This is a genomic window from Acinetobacter sp. KH_038, from assembly GCF_057839405.1.
This window is the reverse complement of sequence record NZ_CM174489.1, coordinates 1876285-1898265: the sequence shown is the minus strand read 5'-3', so window position 1 is coordinate 1898265 and position 21981 is coordinate 1876285. Positions and strand designations below refer to the sequence as shown.

The following is a 21981-nucleotide window of genomic DNA, read 5'->3' as shown; positions in this document are numbered from 1 at the left end:
ATCAAATCTGGCTGTTAGACGAAGGCGAGTGATGACAGCTGTATTTTCAATTTTATGATGTGAGGGGAATACAATGTTGGACAATCAGTTACGCAACCATGATGCTTTTTCAGTGGCCACTCTAATTTATGCACGTTTGAGACGCGTATCAGGCCGGGTGGTGGATGCACTTTATCTGGCAGAAAATCCGGACTATGCCCAACATGTGATTGAGCTGGTAGCACAAACCCAGGACCCAGAGTTGCAACGTTTAATCGGGCGCTTGAAAGTGGTTCTGGACCTGCCCTTAATCCAGCAGCAACAGTCCGAAACATCGGCGAATCTGGCACAGCCGGAGGAGTTGATTTCGGTCGAACCTGATCAAGACGATATCTACCGTGCACAGGTTTCACATCATTATATCGGGGCATTACGATAAAAAAGACATGGGTGTGAATGCTCCAGACTGAAGCACCCATATCTTTTTTAAATAAAGTCAGCAAGATAGAAAATGGTTAAATTATCTAATTGAAAAAATACATAGGAATTTCAATTTCTATTTTTATTATCTAGGTGGTTTTTGTACAAGTAGCCACACTGCCAACTATTAAGACTGGCCAATCTCTGTATAATATGTTGACTTAACGCATAAGGAATCTCTCATGCACTTGGCGGCATTGCATACACCGAGCCAGATTCAACTCAATAAAGAAGGTAATCTAAAACACTTCTTGACCATCGAAGGTCTTTCCAGAGAAACGCTTACAAAAATATTGGACACGGCGCAGTCCTTTTTTAATGACCAGAATCAGCTCATCACCAATAATTTGCTGGAAGGCAAAACGGTTATGAATCTGTTTTTCGAGAATTCTACCCGTACCCGTACCACTTTCGAAGCCGCTGCCAAGCGCCTTTCTGCCAACGTTCTGAATATCGATATTGCCCGTTCCAGTACTTCTAAAGGTGAAACCCTGCGTGACACTTTATGGAACCTTGAAGCGATGGCCGCCGATATTTTCGTGGTGCGTCACTCATCTTCAGGTGCGGCACATTTTATTGCCAAGGATGTCTGTCCGACAGTGGCGATTATTAATGCCGGTGATGGCCGGCATGCGCATCCGACTCAGGCGATGCTGGACATGCTGACCATTCGCCGGGAAACCCGTAAAAAATTCGACGAGATGTCGATTGCCATTATTGGCGATATCAAGCATTCGCGTGTGGCCCGCTCAGATGTCGCGGCCCTGCAAACCTTAGGCTGTAAAGATATCCGGGTGATTGCACCGAATACCTTGCTGCCATTGGGCTTTGAAGAATATGGCGAAGATGTGCGCCTGTTTAACAACATGGAAGATGGCATCCAAGATTGCGACGTCATTATCACGCTACGCATTCAGAACGAGCGCATTGATTCTCCGGCACTGGCTTCGCAGGCTGAATTCTACAAGATGTATGGTCTGAACAAAGAACGTTTGGCCATGGCCAAACCGGACTGTATCGTGATGCATCCGGGACCGATGAACCGTGGGGTCGAGATCGATTCCAGTATTGCAGATGGGCCACAGTCAGTGATTCTGAATCAGGTCACCAATGGCATTGCAGTACGTATGGCGGTGTTGGCTTTGTCAATGCAGGGCCAGCTCCAGGAACAGGGTTTGATTGAAGCGATTGCGGGTTAAGGAATAAGTCATGACTATTGTAAAAATTGAAAATGTTCGTGTGCTCGATCCGATCCAAAACACTGATTCTGTTCAGACCGTGTATCTGGAAAATGGCAAGTTCGTTGCGGAAACGGCTGCGGTTTCTGAAACCGTTGATGGTCAAGGCAAATGGTTGATGCCGACCATGGTCGATCTGTGCGCACGTTTACGTGAACCGGGTCAGCAGCAGCACGGCACACTAAAATCTGAAGGCAAGGCAGCACGTGAAAATGGTATTTTGCACGTGTTTACCCCGCCAGATTCAAAGCCAATCGTACAAGATAACGGTGCCCTGATTCATGGCCTGGTTGAAAAAGCCATGCTGGACGGCGGTATTTATCTTGAGGTGATTGGTGCACAGACCCAAGGCCTGCAAGGTCAGCAACCTGCCAATATGGCCGGTTTGAAAAAAGGGGGCTGTACTGCGGTTTCCAATGCCAGTGCACCTTTTGCCAATGATGACGTGGTATTGCGTACGCTGGAATATGCAGCGGGATTGGGCTTGACAGTGGTGTTCTATGCAGAAGAGCCGCAAATTGCCAAAGATGGCTGTGTACATGAAGGCTTTATTGCCTCGCGTCAGGGCTTGCCGATGATTCCGGCACTTGCGGAAACCGTGGCAATTGCCAAATACCTGTTAATGATTGAAGTGACCAAGGTACGCGCGCATTTCGGTCTGTTATCTTGTGGTGCATCGGTGGAGCTGATCCGGATTGCCAAGGAAAAAGGCTTGCCGGTGACCTGTGATGTGGCCATGCATCAATTACATCTGACGGATGCCTTAATTGACGGTTTTAATTCACTGGCGCATGTACGTCCGCCACTGCGGGCTGAACAGGACAAGGAATTGCTACGTCAGGGGGTGAAATCTGGCGTGATTGATGCAATTTGTACCCATCATGAACCACTCAGCAGCTCTGCAAAAATGGCACCGTTTGCTGAAACCCAGCCGGGCTTTACCGCTTTTGATACATATGTGCCGTTTGGTATCCAACTGGTCAATGAAGGTTTGTTTACACCACTGGAATGGGTAGAAAAAGTGACCTTGGCACCGGCCAAAGTTGCCCAAATGGCAGGTCGCTGGGCAGACGAAGCGGGTTGGGTGCTGGTAGATCCAGAGCTGGAATGGACCCTGAATAAAGAAAGCATCGTGTCGCAAGGTAAAAACACCCCGTTAATTAATCAAAAAGTATCGGGTAAAGTCATCAAAACCTACGTCGCTTAAGACATAGCAGTTTTATCAAAGTCAGCTTCGGCTGGCTTTTTTGTTTTTAAAATCTGTTTATGTAAATTGAGTGCTAAACAGAAATAGTGAAACTTTATGATATTCATACAATTATTTACATTTTCAAAAAATAGGGATCGTTACACTGATTAAATATTAAACATTAGAAAAATCAAAAGAATGGTGACAATATGAATGTAGATCTGATGGAACGCTTAAAAAGTGATGTAACGGCGATTGTGCTACAAGGCGAAAATGAACATTTATTTGCCAAAGATCAGGCACTGACTCAGTTCTATCCTGTATTTTTAACGATATTGCGTACACGTCCTGCATGGATTGAAAGTCTGGGTCAGCAGCTAAACCCCAAAATCCATGAACTGTTTAATGGAAATCTGGCACTCAAACAGCAGTTTCTGGATCAGGTGGATCAGACCGCACCACAAGATGAAATAGAACACACCTTGAATCGGGCCATTGTACCGACCATCAATTTTTTACAGACCGAAGCCGGCGCTTCCAGTCCGGAAGCAGTCAGCCATTTGCTGGAAACCCATGCCGATTCGATCCAGCGTGCCTTGCCGGTCTGGGCGGGGCCGATTCTAGCGGCTTTAGGTGTTTCGCCACTGGCGGGGCAGAATCTGAATCAGGCGCCTGAACTAGAGCCAGAGCATACTGTTATAGTGCAGGAACAGAAAAAAACAGGCCTGTTATGGCCTATTTTGATTTTTCTGATTCTAGCAGCGTTGATCCTGTTTTTTGTTCGTAGCTGCATGCAGAATAGTGCTGAAAATTCGGAAGCTACCCAAGCGACCAGTGCAGTTGCTGCAGCTCAACCGGCTTCATTACAATTGAGTACCGGTAGCAATGGTGAAATTATAAGTTGTCAGTTGCAGCTCAATAATCCGCAGTATATGGACATTCTGCAAACCGAGATTAAACAGATTTTCAATTATAATATTGGCTGTGGTGCACTCAGCAGTGCGTTGTATCATTCTGAATTTATCGATCAGGATACCATTCCTTCAGTTTTGAAGCTCATTCAAGGCATGCCGAATGTATCACTGGACTGGATTGGCAATCAGGTTGCAGTACGTGCAGCGACGAATGCAGAAGCTGAACGTCTGGCAACACAAATTCGTGATCTGGCCAAGAATGTTACCGTTGTGACTCAACAGCCGGTCAACAGGAGCGAGGCGATTAATACTGCCAATAGCGAGGCAGAAAAAGCATTGGCGAGTATCAAGACTGATCATGTTCAGGCCTTAGATGTTGCGACAGCACTGAATTTGCAGATCATTAATTTTGATACAGCATCGACTACCGTGCCGGAAGTGAATAAATCGGTACTGGATCAGGCCGCTGCATTATTGCAACGCGCACCGCAGGTTATTCTCAAGGTCAAGGGGCATACCGATGCACAGGGCAGTGAGGCCGAAAATAAAGTACTGTCGGTACAGCGGGCACAAGCGATTGTGGGCTATCTGATTGAAAAGGGTGTGGATCCTGCTCAATTGCAGGCTGTCGGCGTGGGAGAGGACCAGCCTGTTGAACCGAATGCGACACCTGCCGGACAGTTTCAGAACCGCCGTGTAGCTTTTGAAGTGGTGAATACTGAAACAGGTACCATACGCGCAGTAGATAGTGAAGGTGTGGTAGAAAAGAAAGTCAGCTGAAACATTTTCCAGATGAAAAAAGGACGAATAATTCGTCCTTTTTTATGTGACTAAAATCAAGAAAAAACCGGTGGGCTATAGGTCAAGGTCCGTCCGAGGAACCAGAGTAAAAACAGCACCAGGGGGATATGAAAAACCAGTTGGGTCACGGTAAAACCGATCACATCTTTGGCCTTTAACTTCAGGATGCCGAGCATCGGCAACATGAAGAAAGGATTGATCAGATTAGGCAGAGCTTCGGCAGCATTATAAATCTGCACTGACCAGCCCAGATGCACTTTCAGATCATGCGCAGCTTGCATTACATAAGGTGCTTCAATAATCCATTTACCGCCACCGGAAGGAATGAAGAACCCCAGGATTGCCGAATAGAGGCCCATCACGATGGCAAAGGTTTCTTGCGATGCAATAGAAACAAAGAATTCGGCAATATAATGTGACAGCGAGAGATCGGCAGAATTCAGCGCATTGGTCATCATAAAGGCAATGCTGCCGTATAAAGGAAACTGGATCAGCACACCCGAAATTGCTGGCACAGCCTTGGAAACGGCATTCAGGAAATTCCGTGGCGTACCATGTAGCGCGACACCCAAAATCAGAAAAATAAAGTTATAGGTATTTAAACTGGAGATGGCCAGAATCGGATTACTTTTGGAAAATTCGTTAAACATCCATACAGCACCTAGCACCACAATCAGAATACTTAAAATCGGTGAGTTTTCCAGCCAGTCACCCGGACGTTTTGATGAAGATTCTTCTTGTTTTTCTTCTTCAATCTGAATCGGAAAATCTTCAATGGTTTTAATATGACTGCCTTTCGGTGCTGACCAGTAGGCAATCGCAATCGAGGCAATGATTAGAACCGCCGTCATGATCATGGATTGCGGCAGGAAAATGGTTTCGGTAAACGGAATCACACCGGTCAGATTGTAAATCGGTTCAGGCAGGCTGCTTTTATTGGCCTGTAATTGTGCTGCAGAAGAACTGATGCCCAGTGCCCAGGTGGCTCCCATCCCGATGATTGCTGCTGCGGCTGCAGCTCGATAATCCATATTAAGTTCTTTACGCTGCGCCAGTGCAATGACTAAAAGTGCAGTTAGAACCGTACTCATGGCCCAGTTAATCAGGGAAATGAGCAGGCTGACTGTTGCGACCAATACAATCGCGCCACGTCCGGAGTGGGGCAGACGTGCCATTTTCCGGATCAGAAGCTGCATCGGTTTAGAAACGGAAACCACATAACCGACCACAATTAGCATGCACATCTGCAAGGTAAAGGGAATCAGGCTCCAGAATCCGTCACCAAAGGAAATCGCAACATCCTGAGCCGGCGCGCCGATGCCGATAGCCGCAATAGCGACAATAATGACACCGAGCAGGGCAAAAATATAAGAATCGGGAAACCATTTTTCTGACCAGTCACTGACGCGCATGGCGAAGCGCTGTAATATATTTTGTTCTGTTTGCATAATTAAAATCCATTTATTCTGCATTTATGTTTTTAAGTTCGAGCGTGTTCAAAGCAAAAAGAAACCCTTAAAATTTTCACTTTAAGGGCTGGAGCAATCAGGCTGGGATCGGCAGTAAAACCACCCCGGTGACGTTCTGAATCTCCTCGAAACTGACCTCTGGTGCCAGCTCGACTAGCTGTATACCTTCTGGCGTCACATCCAGTACACCCAGATCGGTAATGATCCGGTTAACTACCGCCTGGCCGGTGAGCGGCAGGCTACATTGCGGAACAATTTTAGGCGTGCCATCTTTGGCGCAGTGTTCCATGAGAACCACGACTTTTTGTACTCCAGCGACCAGATCCATGGCGCCGCCCATACCTTTGACTTTTTTGCCGGGAATCATCCAGTTGGCCAGATCGCCAGTTTCTGAAACTTCCATGGCACCTAAAATGGCGATATTGACATGACCCCCACGGATCATGGCAAAGGAGTCGGCACTGGAAAAGAAAGAAGCGCCTTTACGGGCAGTCACGGTCTGTTTTCCGGCATTGATCAGGTCGGCATCTACAGTTTCCGCTGTTGGAAATTCGCCAATACCGAGCAAGCCATTTTCCGATTGCAGCCAGACGTCGATATTTTCTGGAATATAATTGGCGACCAGCGTGGGCAGGCCAATGCCTAAATTGACATAGAAACCATCTTCCAGCTCTTGTGCGGCACGTTGTGCCATCTGATTACGTGTCCAAGCCATGATCAAGCCTCCGCCTTTAAAGTCATGTGTTCAATGCGTTTTTCCGGTTGGGTATTGAGGACGATTCGATTTACATAAATACCCGGTAGATGAATTGCATCAGGCTCAAGCTCACCAATCTCGACAATTTCCTCTACTTCAGCAACGGTGACTTTGCCGGCCATGGCACAGACCGGGTTAAAGTTCTGGGCTGTTTTACGGAACATCAGGTTGCCGGCTTTATCAGCCTTATGTGCTTTGACCAGGGCCACATCGGCAGTCAAAGATTCTTCCAGAATATAAGACTTGCCATTAAACTCACGGACATCCTTGCCTTCAGCAATCACGGTTCCGACACCGGTGGCTGTATAAAAAGCCGGAATACCGGCACCGCCAGCACGTAATTTTTCAGCCAACGTACCTTGAGGAGTCAGTTCAACTTCCAGTTCGCCACTCAGATATTGACGTTCGAATTCTTTATTTTCACCGACATAGGACGAAATCATTTTCTTGATCTGTTTGGTTTCCAGCAAAACGCCCAGACCAAAACCATCAACACCGGCATTATTGGAAATACAGGTCAGGTTTTTGGCACCAGTGTGCTTCAATGCGGCAATTAATGCTTCGGGAATACCACATAAACCAAAACCACCAACCGCCAGTGTATATCCATCCTGGACCACGCCGTCTAAAGCGGCCTCTGCACTGTCATAAACTTTATTTGACATTTTTCACCTCGATTTATTCTTGTCTTGCAGTTCTGATTGGATTCAGAAGACTGCTGATGTATATCCTTGAGGACTTGTATCGCGTCCGGGTATTTCCTTTATTGAGTGTCAGGCACAGGCTTTTTGCCAATAGGCATTGGCATAATTGGACGGATTGTTACGTTGTAGAACCTCACTGATATTACGGCTGGCCTGCATCAAGGCATCTACCTGAATACCGGTTTCATAGCCCATATTGGAGAGCAGGTAATACAGATCTTCGGTTGAAACATTGCCCGACGCACCTTTGGCATAAGGGCAGCCACCGAGACCGGCAATGGAGGAGTCAAATATCCGAATGCCTTGCAACAGCGACTGGTAAATGTTGGCAATCGCCATCCCATAGGTATTATGGAAATGACCTGCCAGAACCTTGGTATCGATCTGAGCCAGACAGGCTTCCCAGACTTTTTGTACCCGATCTGGTGTGGCGGTACCAATGGTTTCACCTAACGATACTTCATAGCAGCCCATATCCAGTAAGCGCTGGGTAACCTTGACTACCTGTTTGGGATCAATTGCACCTTCATAAGGGCAGTCCACCATGCAGGATACATAACCACGCACCCGAATATCATGCGCCTTGGCGGCTGCCATAACATCGGCAAACTTCTCAAAACTTTCATCAATCGAGCAGTTGATGTTTTTGCGGGTAAAGCTTTCGGATGCTGCAGTAAACACGGCCACTTCCTTGCAACCCACTGCCAGGGCAGATTCAAATCCTTTCAGGTTGGGTGTGAGTAGACTGAACTGGATATTGGGATCTTTGGGCAAGGCGGCAAACAGCTGATCACTGTCTGCCATTTGTGGCACCCATTTGGCCGAAACACAAGAGCCGACTTCAATTGCCTGCAAACCGGTTTTCATCAGATCCAGAATCAGATTTTTCCGGTCATCCAGTGTTAGAGGCGTTTTTTCATTTTGCAGGCCATCGCGTGGCCCGACTTCCACAATTTTGACAAATTCGGTCATGCAACGTCCTCCGCAAGCGGTTGGAATTCGACCAGTTCATCACCGGCTTTGACCTGATCACCTTTCTGGAAATATGAACTGGCAATGATGCCGTCATGTGGTGCACGAATTGAATATTCGATTTTCATGGCTTCCAGCGTCATCAAGACATCGTCTTTTTTGACTTTGTCATTCGGGGCGACCAGTACTTGAGTGATTACACCCGGCATCGGGGCAATCAGATTGTTTTCTGTGCCTTGCTCATCATGCTGCTGATAATCCGGCTTGATGTAATCGAATTTATGCGTCTGGCCATTCTGGAACAGGGTAATGCCATGTTCGGTTTGGCTAAAGGCCAGTTTTTGCTGTTTGCCTGCCAGTTGTAGCACTAAAGTATGTGCATCAATGAGCTGACCTTGCAGCTGAATCTGCTGACCGTTGTAGTCGGCGATAAAGCCTTGATCCTGAGTACTGAACTGAACTTTAAGTGTAATAGAATTACGTTGTAATTGCACTGTATATGCATTTTGCTGATTCAGGCGCCAAAAAGGCTTCTGCTGCCAGACTGGATTATTTGCAACCGGGTTTTGAGCCTGGCGTGTCAGCAACTCAATGAATGCAGCACTGACGATCAATTCAGCATTGATTTCAGTAGAAGGCTTCAGTAAAAACTCTTCTTCACGTTGGATCAGACCGGTATCCAGATGTGCATTTTTAAATGAATCGCACAGCACCAGTCGATCTAAAAAGGCAATATTGTTGCCCAGACCATCGACATGGAAATGGCCCAGGGCATGATGCATTTGAGTCAAAGCCGCTTCACGGTTTTTGCCCCAGACGATCAGTTTGGCAATCATCGGATCATAATAGGTGCTGATTTCATCACCTTCGACAATACCACTATCCAAACGTACACAGTCAGTTTGCTCTGGATAGTGCAGGTAGCTGATCTGGCCAATCGCAGGGATAAAACCTTTTTCCGGTTCTTCGGCATAAACACGGGCTTCGAGTGCATGACCATGAATCTGCAATTCGTGCTGCTGTTTTGGTAAAGGCTCACCGAAAGCGACACGTAATTGCCACTCCACCAGATCCTGTCCGGTAATCATTTCAGTGACCGGATGTTCAACCTGAAGACGGGTATTCATTTCCATGAAATAAGCCGTACCATCCTGCTCGACAATAAACTCGACTGTACCGGCACCGACATAATCGACCGCACGTGCAGCATCAATCGCGGCCTGACGCATTGCTTCGAGTTTATCTTCTGGCATTTTTGGTGCAGGTGCTTCTTCCAGCACTTTCTGATGACGACGCTGTACCGAGCAATCACGTTCAAACAGATGTACATAGTTGCCGTGGGTATCCCCAAAAACCTGTACTTCAATATGCCGTGGCTGAATCACATAGCGTTCAATCAGCACATCTTCATTACCAAAGCTGGAGCGCGCTTCGCTCTTGCATGAAGCCAGCGAACTCAGAAAATCTTCACTGCGCTCGACCAGACGCATGCCTTTACCGCCACCGCCGGCACTGGCTTTAATCAAAACCGGATAGCCAATATTGTCTGCCTGCTGTTTCAGGAAATCAGCATCCTGATTGGTGCCGTGATAACCTGGGGTTAAAGGCACACCGGCTTTTTCCATCAGCGCTTTAGAGGTCGCTTTCAAGCCCATCGCCAAGATGGCATCGACTGGCGGGCCAATAAAGACAATATTGTTGTCCTGACAGGCCAGGGCAAACTGGTCATTTTCAGAGAGGAAACCATAGCCAGGATGAATCGCCTGTGCGCCTGTGCTTTTGGCGGCCTGAATAATACGTTCAATCTGTAAATAGCTTTGTGCCGCTGGTGACTCGCCAATATAAATCGCTTCATCTGCCAGTTTGACATGCTGTGCCTGAGCATCAGCATCGGAATATACGGCAACGGTGGCAATGCCGAGTTTTTTTGCTGTACGAATCACACGGCAGGCAATTTCACCACGGTTGGCAATTAAAATCTTTTCAAACATCGTAGGATCCTTCTTGTTGTTATGCCGTGGTCTTGATCCAGGCCGGGCTTTGTTTGTTCAAAAATGCATTCAGTCCATTTTTCGCCTCATCTCCCTGGCGAACATGGGCAATATGTTGTGCGGTTTTAAGCAACAGATCTTCGCTCAGAACCTGCTGGTCAACCAGTTGAATCAGTTGTTTAGATGAATTCTGTGCTGCTGGGCCACCGAGTAACAGGGCTTCAACAATCTCGTCAATTTTACTGTCGAGCTGTTCTGGTGTGGTGACTTCATGTACAAGTCCAATCGTTTTGGCCTGTTCCGCTGAAATCCTTTCAGCCGTCAGGAAATAACGTGAAGCCTGACGCGCACCGATGGCACGAATCACATAAGGACTAATGGTTGAAGGAGCCAGACCTAAACGTACTTCCGAGGTGGCAAACTTGGCATCTGTACTGGCCACGCAAATATCACAGGCAGAAGCCAGACCCATGCCACCGCCAAAGGCAATACCATGTACCCGGGCAATGGTCGGCTGCTTTAACGTCGCCAAGCTTTGCAACATTTTCGCCAATTTCAGGGCATCCGCTTCATTGTCTGCCTGAGACGCCTGACCGGCCTGCTTCATCCAGTTCAGGTCTGCACCCGCAGAAAAGCTTTTGCCACGCCCCGCCAGAATCACCACACGGATATAATCACGTTCATTTAAGGACTGGAAACAGGCATGTAGCTCTTCAATCACTTGAGTATTAAAAGCATTGTGCAATTCGGCACGATTGATCCAGACTGTAGCAACCTGATTTTGCTGTTCGAGTTGTAAAAATTGATATGTCATTTTTGTCACCTCTTACATGCGGAACACGCCAAATTTGGTCGGCTGGATTGGTGCATTCAGAGCTGCAGTCAGACTAAGACCTAACACTTCACGCGATTGTGCCGGGTCAATGACACCGTCATCCCATAAACGCGCAGATGCATAATAAGGATGTCCTTGACGTTCATACTGATCACGAATTGGCTGTTTAAATTGCTCTTCTTCTTCAGCTGACCAGTTGCCGCCTTTGGCTTCAATCTGATCACGTTTTAAGGTCGATAATACGCTGGAAGCCTGTTCACCGCCCATCACTGAAATACGGGAATTTGGCCAGGTCCACATAAAACGTGGTGAATAGGCACGACCGCACATGCCGTAATTACCGGCTCCAAAAGAACCGCCAATCACCAAGGTCAGTTTAGGCACATTGGCATTGGCCACAGCCATCACCAGTTTGGCACCATTTTTGGCAATGCCTTCATTTTCATACTGGCGACCGACCATAAAGCCGGTGATGTTCTGGATAAACAGCAGGGGAATACTGCGCTGACAGCACAGCTCAATAAAATGTGCGCCTTTTTGTGCAGACTCAGAAAACAGGATTCCGTTATTGGCAATAATCCCGACTGGCATACCGTACAGGTTGGCAAATCCGGTAATCAGGGTGGTGCCAAAACGTGCCTTAAATTCATCAAAACGTGAACCATCGACAATCCGGGCAATCACTTCACGCACATCAAAAGGTTTACGCGAATCTGTTGGCACGATACCGTACAGCTCTGAAGCATCAAATAACGGTGCTTCCACCTGTTCAGGTAAGGGGTTTGGCTTTTTATTTAAATTCGCCACAATGTTGCGGGCAATTTCCAGGGCATGCTGGTCATTTTCAGCCAGATGATCGGCTACACCAGACAAGCGAGTATGTACATCACCACCACCGAGGTCTTCACTTGAAACCACTTCACCGGTTGCAGCTTTGACCAGAGGCGGGCCACCGAGGAAAATGGTTCCCTGATTGCGCACAATAATGGTTTCGTCCGACATGGCTGGCACATAAGCACCACCCGCAGTACAGCTACCCATAACCACGGCAATCTGTGCAATGCCTTGGCTCGACATACGTGCCTGATTATAGAAAATACGCCCGAAGTGATCGCGATCCGGGAAAACTTCATCTTGTAGCGGTAAATAGGCACCGCCAGAATCGACCAGATAAATACAGGTCAGATGATTCTGTTCAGCAATTTCCTGAGCACGTAAATGTTTTTTCACGGTCAGTGGGTAATAGGTGCCACCCTTGACGGTGGCATCATTAGCGATGATCATGCAGGTCACGCCATTCACTTGACCTACACCAGCGACCACACCCGCAGCAGGAACCTCATCCTGATAGACCTGATAGGCAGCCAGTTGTCCAATTTCAATAAATGCCGTACCAGGATCAATCAGATGGTCAATACGTTCTCTGGCTAATAATTTACCGCGATCCAGATGTTTTTGACGGGCATTTTCACCCCCACCCAAGGCAATTTTCTGAACTTTCTGTTTCAGGTCTTCGACCAGGGTTTGCATTGCTGCCTGGTTATTTTTAAATTCGTCGCTGCGAATATTAATTTTGCTCTTTAATTGATTCATGCCGAACATCCTTGTCTATTCTTGTGATTTATTCTTTAGGCAGTTTCATTAAACAGTTCACGGCCAATCAACATGCGGCGAATTTCCGAAGTGCCTGCGCCAATTTCATAAAGTTTGGCATCACGCCATAAACGGCCCGCAGCAAACTCGTTGATATAACCATTGCCACCCAAGGTCTGAATGGTTTCGCCCGCCATCCAGGTGGCTTTTTCAGCAGCATATAAAATCGCGCTGGCAGCATCTTTACGTAAGCTGCGGCTATGTTCTGCCTTGTCACATTCTGCGCCAACGGCATATACAAGAGCTTTGCATGCCAGCCAAGTGGAATACATGTCAGCAATTTTGCCTTGCATGAGCTGGAATTCACCCAGTGCCTGACCGAACTGTTTACGGTCATGAATATACGGAATTACGGTATCCATACAGGCATCCATAATGCCTAAAGGACCAGCACTCAAGACGGCACGCTCATAGTCCAGACCGCTCATCAGCACTTTAGTACCATTGCCGACGCCGCCCAGCACGTTTTCTTTGGGTACTGCAACATTGTCGAAAAAGAGTGGATAAGTGTTTGAGCCACGCATGCCGAGTTTGTCTAGGTGCATGCCGTGACTAAACCCCGGCATATTTTTTTCAACCAGAAAGGCAGTCATGCCTTTGGCACCGGCCTGTAAATCAGTCTTGGCATACACCACCAGTACATCGGCATCACCACCATTGGTGATCCACATTTTTGAACCATTCAGCAGGTAATGATCACCTTTATCTTCAGCTTTCAGTTTCATGCTAACCACATCCGAGCCGGCATTGGGTTCGGACATGGCCAATGCGCCAACATAGTCACCAGATACCAGTTTAGGCAGATAGCGCTGTTTTTGTTCTTCAGTGCCATTGCGCTTGATCTGGTTCACACACAGGTTTGAATGGGCGCCATAGGACAAACCGATGGATGCGGAAGCACGGGAAATTTCCTGCATGGCAATGATGTGTGCCAGATAACCGAAATTTGAACCACCATATTCTTCACTGACCGTCAGACCGAGCAGGCCCATCTCGCCAAATTTTTTCCAAAGGTGAGCAGGGAATTCATTGTCACGGTCCACTTGTTGAGCAATCGGTGCAATTTCCTTGGCACAAAATGCAGCCACTGAATCACGTAACGCAATAAGTGTTTCGTCCAAACCGAAATCCAAGCTTTGTAAATTCATTTTTTATCCATCCTGTGGTTCTATTTGTTGTATCCAAAAAAGCATTTTTATTGTGCTTGTTTTTTAACATACATCGAAAATTTAAAAAAGTGAACCAATATTCACAAAATGATTTACAATTCATTTTATCTGGTTGAGAATGAGATTATGAGTTATAAAAGATCATCACTGATGCAGGAACGAATGGAACAGAATCGCCTGGCGATTTTGCAGTCTGCTCGTGAGCTGATTACTCAAGGGGGCTTTAAAGAGGCGTCAATTCAGGCAATTGCGGAGCGCGCAGGCGTTTCTACAGGCTTGGTGTATCGCTATTTCGAAAACAAAAACCAGATTCTGATTGAAGTTTTATCGGAAGCAATCCGGTTTGAGGTTGAAATTTTAAATCACATTGCTGCTTCAGATTTATCGCCAAAACAGAAATTGCAAAAATCTGTTACAACTTTTGTGAAGCGAGCCATGAACAGTCCCCAATTGGCGTATTCGCTGATGTTTGAACCGGTCGATCCGGAAATGGAACATGAGCGTTTTCGCAGTAAACAGCTGATCAAACAAAGCATTAAAGAAATTTTGGCTGAAGGAAAAGTCAATGGCGAGTTTGAATTTGAAGATTTAAATACCGCAGCACTGGGCGTGGTTGGCTCCATGACCTTTGTGGTCATTGAACCTTTGAATCCATCTCGCAATGTCATGTTTGATCAAAATTATAAGGATCACTTTGTCAAACAGATTGCCGATTTTTGTGTCAACGCAGTACGTCGACAGGAGGGAATAGCAGAAGCATAAAGCACAAAAAAACAGGCAGGAAAGACAGGGTTGTCGTTGTCAAAAAACAATTAATAGAGTTGAAAATCAGAATTACAAAGAATCAAGGAGATCGATTCAATGACACAAGTACGGTTAAGCTATGCCTACGGAACAAGCAGCCAACCCCTATTGGGCATGACCATTGGCGAAAAATTTGATCAGGCATGTGAACAGTACGCACATTCTGACGCAATCGTCAGCTTGCACCAGAATGTGCGTCTGAGCTATCAGCAGTTGCAGCAGCAAGTGAATGCTTTCGCTTGCAGTTTGCAAAAGCTGGGTCTGGAAAAAGGTGACCGTCTGGCCATCTGGTCGCCGAACTGTGTGGAATGGACCATTACCCAGTTTGCGGCGTTCAAGGCCGGGATTATTCTGGTGAATCTGAATCCTGCTTATAAAAGTAATGAGCTGGAATATGTTCTGAACAAGGTTTCCTGCAAGGGACTGGTGATTGCCGCGCAGTTTAAAAGCACTGACTATCAGGAAATTCTGACTAAAATTGCTCCTGAGCTAACACAGTCCGACAGTAAATTACTCAATGCAGAGCGTCTGCCACATTTGAAACATGTGATTAAAATTGATGATCAAGCGCATACCGGTATTCACCGTTTTCAAGACTTGCTGGTCGAGCCGAGTAAAACGGCCCTAGAGACATTACAGCAGGTTTCCAGTGAATTGCAGTTTGATGAAACCATCAATATCCAGTTCACCTCGGGCACAACGGGCAATCCGAAAGGCACCATGCTGACGCATAATAATATTTTGAATAATGGTTACTTTGTCGGTGAAGCGATTCATTTAGGGCCGGAAGACCGGGTCTGCATTTCAGTTCCACTGTTTCACTGTTTCGGTATGGTGATGGGAAATCTGGCCTGTATTACGCATGGTTCTGCCATGATTTATCCATCTGCGGTATTCAATCCGCTGGAAACCCTCAAAGCCATTCAGCAGGAAAAATGTACTGCAGCTTATGGCGTGCCAACCATGTTTATTGCGATTCTTGAGCATGAGCAGTTCCACGAATTTGATCTGTCCAGCTTGCGTACAGGCATTATGGCGGGCAGTCCGTGTCCGCAAGAAATCATGCAGCGTGTGATTGAGCGCATGCATATGTCAGACATTACCATCTGTTATGGCATGACTGAAACAGCACCCGTCAGTGCACAAAGCTCTACCGCAGATTCAATCGAGCAGCGTGTCACGACAGTCGGCCGGGTACATCCACATCTTGAAGTAAAAATTGTCGATGAAGAGGGCAAGGTGGTGCCACGTGGCAAACTCGGGGAACTGTGTGTGCGTGGTTATTCGGTGATGCTGGGTTATTGGGAAGATCAGGATAAGACAGCAGAAGTGATTGATACCGCGCGCTGGATGCACACTGGTGATATTGCTGAAATGGATGATGAGGGCTTTGTGAAAATTAAAGGTCGTATCAAGGATGTAGTGATCCGTGGTGGTGAAAACCTGTTCCCGAAAGAAATCGAAGACTTTCTGTATACCCATCCGGCGGTTTCAGATGTTCAGGTGATTGGTGTGCCGGATCATAAATATGGTGAAGAACTCTGTGCCTGTATCATTTTGCATGAAAATGATCCGTGTACTGAGGAGGCAATTCGTCAATATTGTGCCGAGCATATCTCACACAATAAAGTGCCGCGTTATGTGCGTTTCTTTCAGGAATTCCCGATGACAGCTTCAGGCAAGGCGCAGAAATTTAAATTACGTGAATTTATGCGTAAAGAGTTGAACTTAAAAGAAATAGCCTAAGATATAAAAAGTTAAAGTCTTTTTGATTTTTCTTTTTAAGTAGAAGCTTTGATCACTTGACAAGGCGACATGGATGTCGCCGTTACACTGTATGGCAGGGATGCCATATCAGTGTAACAAAGGGTTTTGGTTACTTTGACCCTTCAAAGTAACGAAACACCTGCACAATGAAAGTTTAATTCATCTGGTCATTTGAGGTTATGACATTTCTTAAGTTTTAGTTTTAGAAAATTTTTTCTATCAAAAATAACTGAATTTAATAGATGGAACTAGAGAAAGAATATGGCAAAAAACTTCCATAGTGAACTCGTCGTCGCCAGTTATGATGACCATATCCGCAAATTGATTCCGGGTTATGCACTGGTACATCAACAGATTGATGCCATATTAACAACGCATTTACCCGAAACAGCACATATTCTGATTGTAGGTTGTGGCACAGGCTATGAGCTTTCTTATTTATTACAACGGCATCCAAACTGGACTTTTACCGCTATTGATCCCTCGCTCAAAATGCTGGAACAGGCGCAGAAAAACATCGAGTCATGCCAGGGCACAGAACGTGTTGAGTTTATTCAGGCAGATACGCAAAACTTAAATAAAGATCATCAGTTTGACGCAACGCTTGCCATTTTGGTGGCGCATTTTATTCCTCAAGGACATAAAACAGATTTCTTTCAGGATATTTACCAGATCTTAAAAGCAGATGGCTTTTTACTCACGTACGATCTGATGCAGCATGAGGATGTCACTGAATTAAAAATCATGCAGCAAATGGCACAGTATAGTGGCTTAAATGCCAAACAAAGCGCAAACATGATAGAGCGATTAGAACAAGACTTTGATTTAATCTCTGTACAAAGCTTGAAAGAAATTTTAACCAAAGTCGGATTTAAACATAGCAGGATTTACTGTCAAATCATGAATTATTATGGTCTTTTAATACAGAAATAAGTACAGCTAACTGAAACAGTGAACTAGAACTTTAAACAGAAAATTCAAGGAAGAGTAAAAATAATGTCGGCCTATTATCGTTTCATCAATCGTGAACAGCATGCAGATGGCAGTAGTACTGCGTATTATGAATCCAATATTCATGCGCAAGGCGCCTGGAATCCACATGAGCAGCATATGGCACCTGCGACTGGCATTATCTGTACAGAACTGGAACAGTTTCAGCCACGTGCAGAGATGCGGATTGGCCGGGTCAGTCTGGACATCTTTGGACTGATTGCATTTGGTGAATTTTCTATTACCACACGCATGATTCGCCCGGGTAAAACCATCGAGCTGATTGAAGCAGAAATGTGTGCTAACGGGAAAACCTGTATTGTGGCACGTGCCTGGAAAATGCTGACTTCAGATACCCGTGCGATCGCTGGTCTGGAAGATTTCCCGATTCAGCATCCTGAAGACCTGCCGGTCTGGGACGGAATGCGCTGCTGGCCGGGTGGCTATATTCAGAGCATTAGCACCCGTGCCCATGTCGATCATCGTGCAGGCAAGGGCATTGTCTGGTTATGCAATGCACTGGACATGGTAGAAGGCCAGACGACCAGCGACTTTAGCCGTTTGATGGGAATGGTCGATACAGCCAACGGTGTGGTACCGCGTCAGGATCCAAATGCAGGGTGGGGCTTTCCAAATCTGGACTTGCAGATTCATTTGCATCGTTTGCCTAAGGGCACATGGCTAGGACTGGAAGTGTTACAGCAATATGGCGAAGATGGCATTGGTTTAACTAGTGGGATTTTACATGATCTTCATGGGCCATTTGGCCGCAGTGAGCAAATTTTAACGCTACGTAAATTTTAAAATCTGATTCACATAAAAAGGACGAATTGCTTCGTCATTTTTTTATTGGCATGCTGTGGGAAATTATTCTGGAAGATCAGTAAATGCGGATTAGTATTATTGGGGCGGGTCGAGTGGCTTTTCATCTTGCCCAAGTCTTAAATGAACAGCATGTGATTGTACAAATCTATAGTCGCAGTTTCGCCAAGGCAGAACAACTGGCATGCAGACTTAAGGCTCAGGCGATCGATACTCCTGAATTACTGGATTCTGAAATTGATCTTTTAATCATTGCTGTCAGTGACCAATCGATCCGGTCTGTCATCGAGCAGGTACATGCTTATCTTGCTGATGTGTTTATCGTACATACTTCTGGCAGTACTCACCTAAATGTTTTACAGGATGTGCACCCACGTTCAGGTGTATTTTATCCGCTACAAACCTTTAGTCTGGAACGTGACATCGACTGGTCGCATACGCCTTTATTTATTGAAGCGGCAAATGAGCAAGATCAAGTCCTATTATTAGAATTGGCAAATAGCCTAAGCAATAGGGTCTATCAGTATCGCTCTGAACAACGTTTGAGCCTGCATCTGGCCGCGGTGTTTGCCTGTAATTTTAGTAATTACTGTTATGACATGGCCAAACAGATTGTCGATGCCGAGCAGGTCGATTTTAGCCTGTTGTATCCCTTGATGCTGGAAACCGCCAATAAAGCAACACAGAGTGATCCCAAACCAATGCAGACCGGCCCAGCGATGCGTGGTGATCAGAATATCTTGAATATGCATCAGCAGATGTTAGCCAATATGCAGCGAGCAGATTTATACAAGGTCTATCAGCTATTGAGTCAGCAAATTTTAGAACGTCATCAAAAATAAATGTGCCAAATTTTTCAATCTGGATAAATGATAAAAAATAGAACTGCTATAAAGATGGGAGATTATTTTTCTTTTTACACTCGGTTATAGGCATAGTACTTTTAATCATATTTTGGCTTAACCACAAATTTTTCCCATAAAAAAGCGCTGAATAATCAGCGCTTTTTTGAATCTTGGATCAAGAAATTTTCTTGAAGATAAAGTCATTAATTTTGTGACCGGCTTCAATGCCACGACGTTCAAACTTGGTTTGCGGACGCCATTCCGGACGCGGGTAGCTGTTGCCTTTGCCTGCCAGATTTTCCAGACGTGGACGTTCTTCAAGAACTTCAAGCATCCATTCTGCATACGGTTCCCAGTCCGTTGCCGCATGGAAAGTACCGCCCAGCTCCAGCTTTTGCTCAACCAGTGGCATACGCTCATGAGAAACAAAACGGCGTTTGAAATGACGTTTTTTCTGCCATGGATCGGGGAAGTACAATTGCACAGTATTAATACTGTTATCTGGCATTTCACGCAGAACCTGAATGGCATCGGCATCCAGCACACGCAGGTTAGTCAGGCCTTCAACACCTGCCTCATAAACGCATTGCGCAATACCGGGTACATGCACTTCAATCCCGACAAAATTGCGCTCAGGATTGGCTTTGGCCATCAATACCAGTGAACGGCCCATACCAAAACCGATTTCTACTGTTAATGGGCGTTCAGGATGTTCAAAGTGCTGACGTAAATCAGCCACCGGATATTCCAAAATTAAGTGACCATATTGTTCAAGCGCAGTACGTTGAGAGGTATTTAGCGGCATTGAGCGGCGCATAAACGTCACGATTTCACGGTGCTCGCTTAGGTTGTCCAGCTCCACGACTTGCTGGTCTAATTGATCGTTCGACATAACTTTGGCAAATCTAAAAATTCAGAATGCGGTATTTTAAGTCCTGAGTAGCGCAAGTCAAACTTTTCTCGGTATTTCTCCAGAAAAAATCGGCCTGTTAGGAAGTTCAGTGAAAATAAAAGAGCCTTTCGACTCTTTTATCAATCATGATCGATTAGCTGCTAAAACGGTCAATCAAGGTACTGCTGGCCTCATTTAAACCAATAACAGTTACCTCTATGCCTTGTGCCTTAAACTTCTGAATCACATTGTTGAGCATATTGACTGAAGTCACATCCCAGATATGTGCATGGTTTAGATCCAGCTCAACATGGGCAAGCTTTTCTTTAAAATCAAAAAATTGATAAAATTTTTCTGAGCTGCTGAAAAAGATCTGTCCGGAAATGACATAGCTACGTGAATGGTCAGCATTCAAATGAGTAGATACATGTACGGTTCTTTCCAGTTTGTTGATAAAGAACAGGGCAGAAAGCAGCACACCGACAAATACACCCAGTGCCAGATTATGCGTGGCTAATACCACCAGTACCACCGCAATCATCACCACATTAAATTCCAGCGGATGTTTGTTGAATTGCTTGACTGAACCCCACTGAAAGGTGGTAAAGGCCACCATCACCATAATGGCCACCAGAGCTGCCATCGGAATATAAGCCAGCCAGTCTTTCAGGAATACCACCAGACATAGCAAAAACACACCGGCAACCAGCGTTGAAAGCCGAGTCCGTGCACCGGAAGAGACATTAATAATCGATTGACCTATCATGGCGCAACCGGCCATGCCGCCCATAAAACCACTGACAATATTGGCCATGCCCTGTCCACGACATTCCTGATGCCGGTCGCCTTCAGTGCCGGTGACCTCATCAATTACAGTGGTAGTCATCATGCTTTCAAGCAAACCGACAGTCGCCAGTGTCAGGGAGTAAGGCAGAATAATCTGTAAACTGTGCAGATTCAGTGGAATTTCTGGAATCAGGAAGAGCGGCAAGGTATCTGGAAATTGACCAAGATCACTTACAGTGCGCATATCTGCACCTAAAAACAGTGCCAGACCACTGAGCACGATGATACAGATCAAAGGAGAGGGGATAACTTTGCCAATTTTAGGCAGATAAGGAAACAGATAGATAATCGCCAGCCCCATGGCAATAAACAGATAACCCATCCCATCCATTTTTTGCATTTCAGGAAGTTGGGCAACGAATATCAGAATTGCCAGCGCATTTAAAAATCCATAAACCACAGCTTGCGAAACAAAGCGCATCAACTTGGCCACTTTAAAATACCCGGCAATGACCTGAATAATCCCGGTCAGAATGGTGGCAGCCAGCAGGTATTGCAGTCCATGATCTTTCACCAGCATAATCATCAACAGTGCCATCGCACCTGTAGCAGCAGAGATCATGGCAGGACGACCACCAAAAAAAGCAATTGTCACTGCAATACAAAACGAAGCATACAGACCGACTTGCGGATCGACGCCTGCAATGGCAGAGAAAGCAATCGACTCGGGAATCAGGGCCAATCCAACCACCAGACCGGCCAGGATATCCGTCCGGATATTAGAAAACCATTCTTCTTTTTTAAGGCTAATCACGAAATATCATCAAAAAATGGGAAAGGTGGCTATATTAAACAGATACGGTCAAAAATCTACAGAGATGGGCTTGAAAAAGCCGGTAATTTCCTGAATATTAAATGAGTAAG

At 45.9% G+C, this 21981-nt stretch carries 19 protein-coding genes; 9 read left to right on the top strand and 10 right to left on the bottom strand.

What is annotated here, in order from left to right:
• The first annotated feature begins 73 nt into the window (after positions 1-73).
• The 4 genes from AC3IT7_RS08895 (at position 74) to AC3IT7_RS08880 (ending at position 4580) form a co-directional block, all read left to right on the top strand.
• Positions 74-418 carry a hypothetical protein gene (locus AC3IT7_RS08895; protein WP_475653318.1) on the top strand — a complete coding sequence of 115 codons (345 nt, stop codon included), beginning with the start codon at positions 74-76 and terminating at the stop codon, positions 416-418.
• Positions 419-641: 223 nt separating this feature from the next.
• Positions 642-1658 (top strand): aspartate carbamoyltransferase catalytic subunit, encoded by a 1017-nt coding sequence (locus tag AC3IT7_RS08890; RefSeq protein WP_489248200.1) that lies wholly within the window; start codon positions 642-644, stop codon positions 1656-1658.
• Positions 1659-1668: 10 nt separating this feature from the next.
• A complete protein-coding gene (locus tag AC3IT7_RS08885; protein ID WP_489248199.1) occupies positions 1669-2904 on the top strand; it encodes a dihydroorotase in 1236 nt (411 codons plus the stop codon).
• Between the two features lie 191 nt (positions 2905-3095).
• Positions 3096-4580 (top strand): OmpA family protein, encoded by a 1485-nt coding sequence (locus AC3IT7_RS08880; RefSeq protein ID WP_489248198.1) that lies wholly within the window; start codon positions 3096-3098, stop codon positions 4578-4580.
• A 56-nt stretch (positions 4581-4636) separates the two neighbouring features.
• Here AC3IT7_RS08880 and AC3IT7_RS08875 read toward each other — a convergent pair whose 3' ends face one another.
• From AC3IT7_RS08875 to AC3IT7_RS08840, 8 genes are all read right to left on the bottom strand, one after another.
• Positions 4637-6049, bottom strand: coding sequence for a short-chain fatty acid transporter (locus AC3IT7_RS08875; RefSeq protein WP_489248197.1), 1413 nt, complete (start codon positions 6047-6049; stop codon positions 4637-4639).
• Between the two features lie 97 nt (positions 6050-6146).
• Positions 6147-6785: a CoA transferase subunit B gene (locus AC3IT7_RS08870; RefSeq protein ID WP_489248196.1), complete on the bottom strand. Its 639-nt coding sequence runs from the start codon at positions 6783-6785 to the stop codon at positions 6147-6149.
• Between the two features lie 2 nt (positions 6786-6787).
• The gene (locus AC3IT7_RS08865; protein WP_489248195.1) at positions 6788-7492 is read right to left on the bottom strand and encodes a CoA transferase subunit A; all 705 of its coding nucleotides are present in this window, start codon (positions 7490-7492) and stop codon (positions 6788-6790) included.
• Positions 7493-7600: 108 nt separating this feature from the next.
• Positions 7601-8503 (bottom strand): hydroxymethylglutaryl-CoA lyase, encoded by a 903-nt coding sequence (locus tag AC3IT7_RS08860; RefSeq protein WP_489248194.1) that lies wholly within the window; start codon positions 8501-8503, stop codon positions 7601-7603.
• Positions 8500-10494, bottom strand: coding sequence for an acetyl/propionyl/methylcrotonyl-CoA carboxylase subunit alpha (locus AC3IT7_RS08855; protein ID WP_489248193.1), 1995 nt, complete (start codon positions 10492-10494; stop codon positions 8500-8502). Before AC3IT7_RS08855 ends, AC3IT7_RS08860 begins: the two co-directional genes overlap by 4 nt.
• 19 nt (positions 10495-10513) lie before the next feature.
• A complete protein-coding gene (locus AC3IT7_RS08850) occupies positions 10514-11308 on the bottom strand; it encodes an enoyl-CoA hydratase/isomerase family protein (RefSeq protein ID WP_489248192.1) in 795 nt (264 codons plus the stop codon).
• A 12-nt stretch (positions 11309-11320) separates the two neighbouring features.
• Positions 11321-12922 carry a carboxyl transferase domain-containing protein gene (locus AC3IT7_RS08845; protein ID WP_489248191.1) on the bottom strand — a complete coding sequence of 534 codons (1602 nt, stop codon included), beginning with the start codon at positions 12920-12922 and terminating at the stop codon, positions 11321-11323.
• 35 nt (positions 12923-12957) lie between these two features.
• Positions 12958-14130: an isovaleryl-CoA dehydrogenase gene (locus tag AC3IT7_RS08840; RefSeq protein ID WP_489248190.1), complete on the bottom strand. Its 1173-nt coding sequence runs from the start codon at positions 14128-14130 to the stop codon at positions 12958-12960.
• Between the two features lie 147 nt (positions 14131-14277).
• Between AC3IT7_RS08840 and AC3IT7_RS08835 the strand changes: the two genes are divergently transcribed.
• The 5 genes from AC3IT7_RS08835 to AC3IT7_RS08815 all read left to right on the top strand — a co-directional run bounded on the left by AC3IT7_RS08835 (position 14278) and on the right by AC3IT7_RS08815 (position 19376).
• Positions 14278-14913 (top strand): TetR/AcrR family transcriptional regulator, encoded by a 636-nt coding sequence (locus AC3IT7_RS08835; protein WP_489248189.1) that lies wholly within the window; start codon positions 14278-14280, stop codon positions 14911-14913.
• A 99-nt stretch (positions 14914-15012) separates the two neighbouring features.
• A complete protein-coding gene (locus tag AC3IT7_RS08830) occupies positions 15013-16701 on the top strand; it encodes an AMP-binding protein (protein ID WP_489248188.1) in 1689 nt (562 codons plus the stop codon).
• Between the two features lie 282 nt (positions 16702-16983).
• Positions 16984-17655, top strand: coding sequence for a class I SAM-dependent methyltransferase (locus AC3IT7_RS08825; protein ID WP_489248187.1), 672 nt, complete (start codon positions 16984-16986; stop codon positions 17653-17655).
• A 63-nt stretch (positions 17656-17718) separates the two neighbouring features.
• On the top strand, positions 17719-18516 hold the full coding sequence (locus tag AC3IT7_RS08820; RefSeq protein WP_489248186.1) for a thioesterase family protein: 798 nt from the start codon (positions 17719-17721) through the stop codon (positions 18514-18516).
• 83 nt (positions 18517-18599) lie between these two features.
• A complete protein-coding gene (locus AC3IT7_RS08815; RefSeq protein WP_489248185.1) occupies positions 18600-19376 on the top strand; it encodes a Rossmann-like and DUF2520 domain-containing protein in 777 nt (258 codons plus the stop codon).
• A gap of 178 nt (positions 19377-19554) precedes the next feature.
• Here the strand turns inward: AC3IT7_RS08815 and trmB are convergent, their stop codons facing one another.
• Both trmB and AC3IT7_RS08805 read right to left on the bottom strand, forming a co-directional pair.
• Positions 19555-20271 (bottom strand): tRNA (guanosine(46)-N7)-methyltransferase TrmB, encoded by a 717-nt coding sequence (gene trmB / locus AC3IT7_RS08810; protein ID WP_475654187.1) that lies wholly within the window; start codon positions 20269-20271, stop codon positions 19555-19557.
• Between the two features lie 154 nt (positions 20272-20425).
• Positions 20426-21871 carry a SulP family inorganic anion transporter gene (locus AC3IT7_RS08805; protein ID WP_489248184.1) on the bottom strand — a complete coding sequence of 482 codons (1446 nt, stop codon included), beginning with the start codon at positions 21869-21871 and terminating at the stop codon, positions 20426-20428.
• Between the last annotated feature and the right edge of the window lie 110 nt (positions 21872-21981).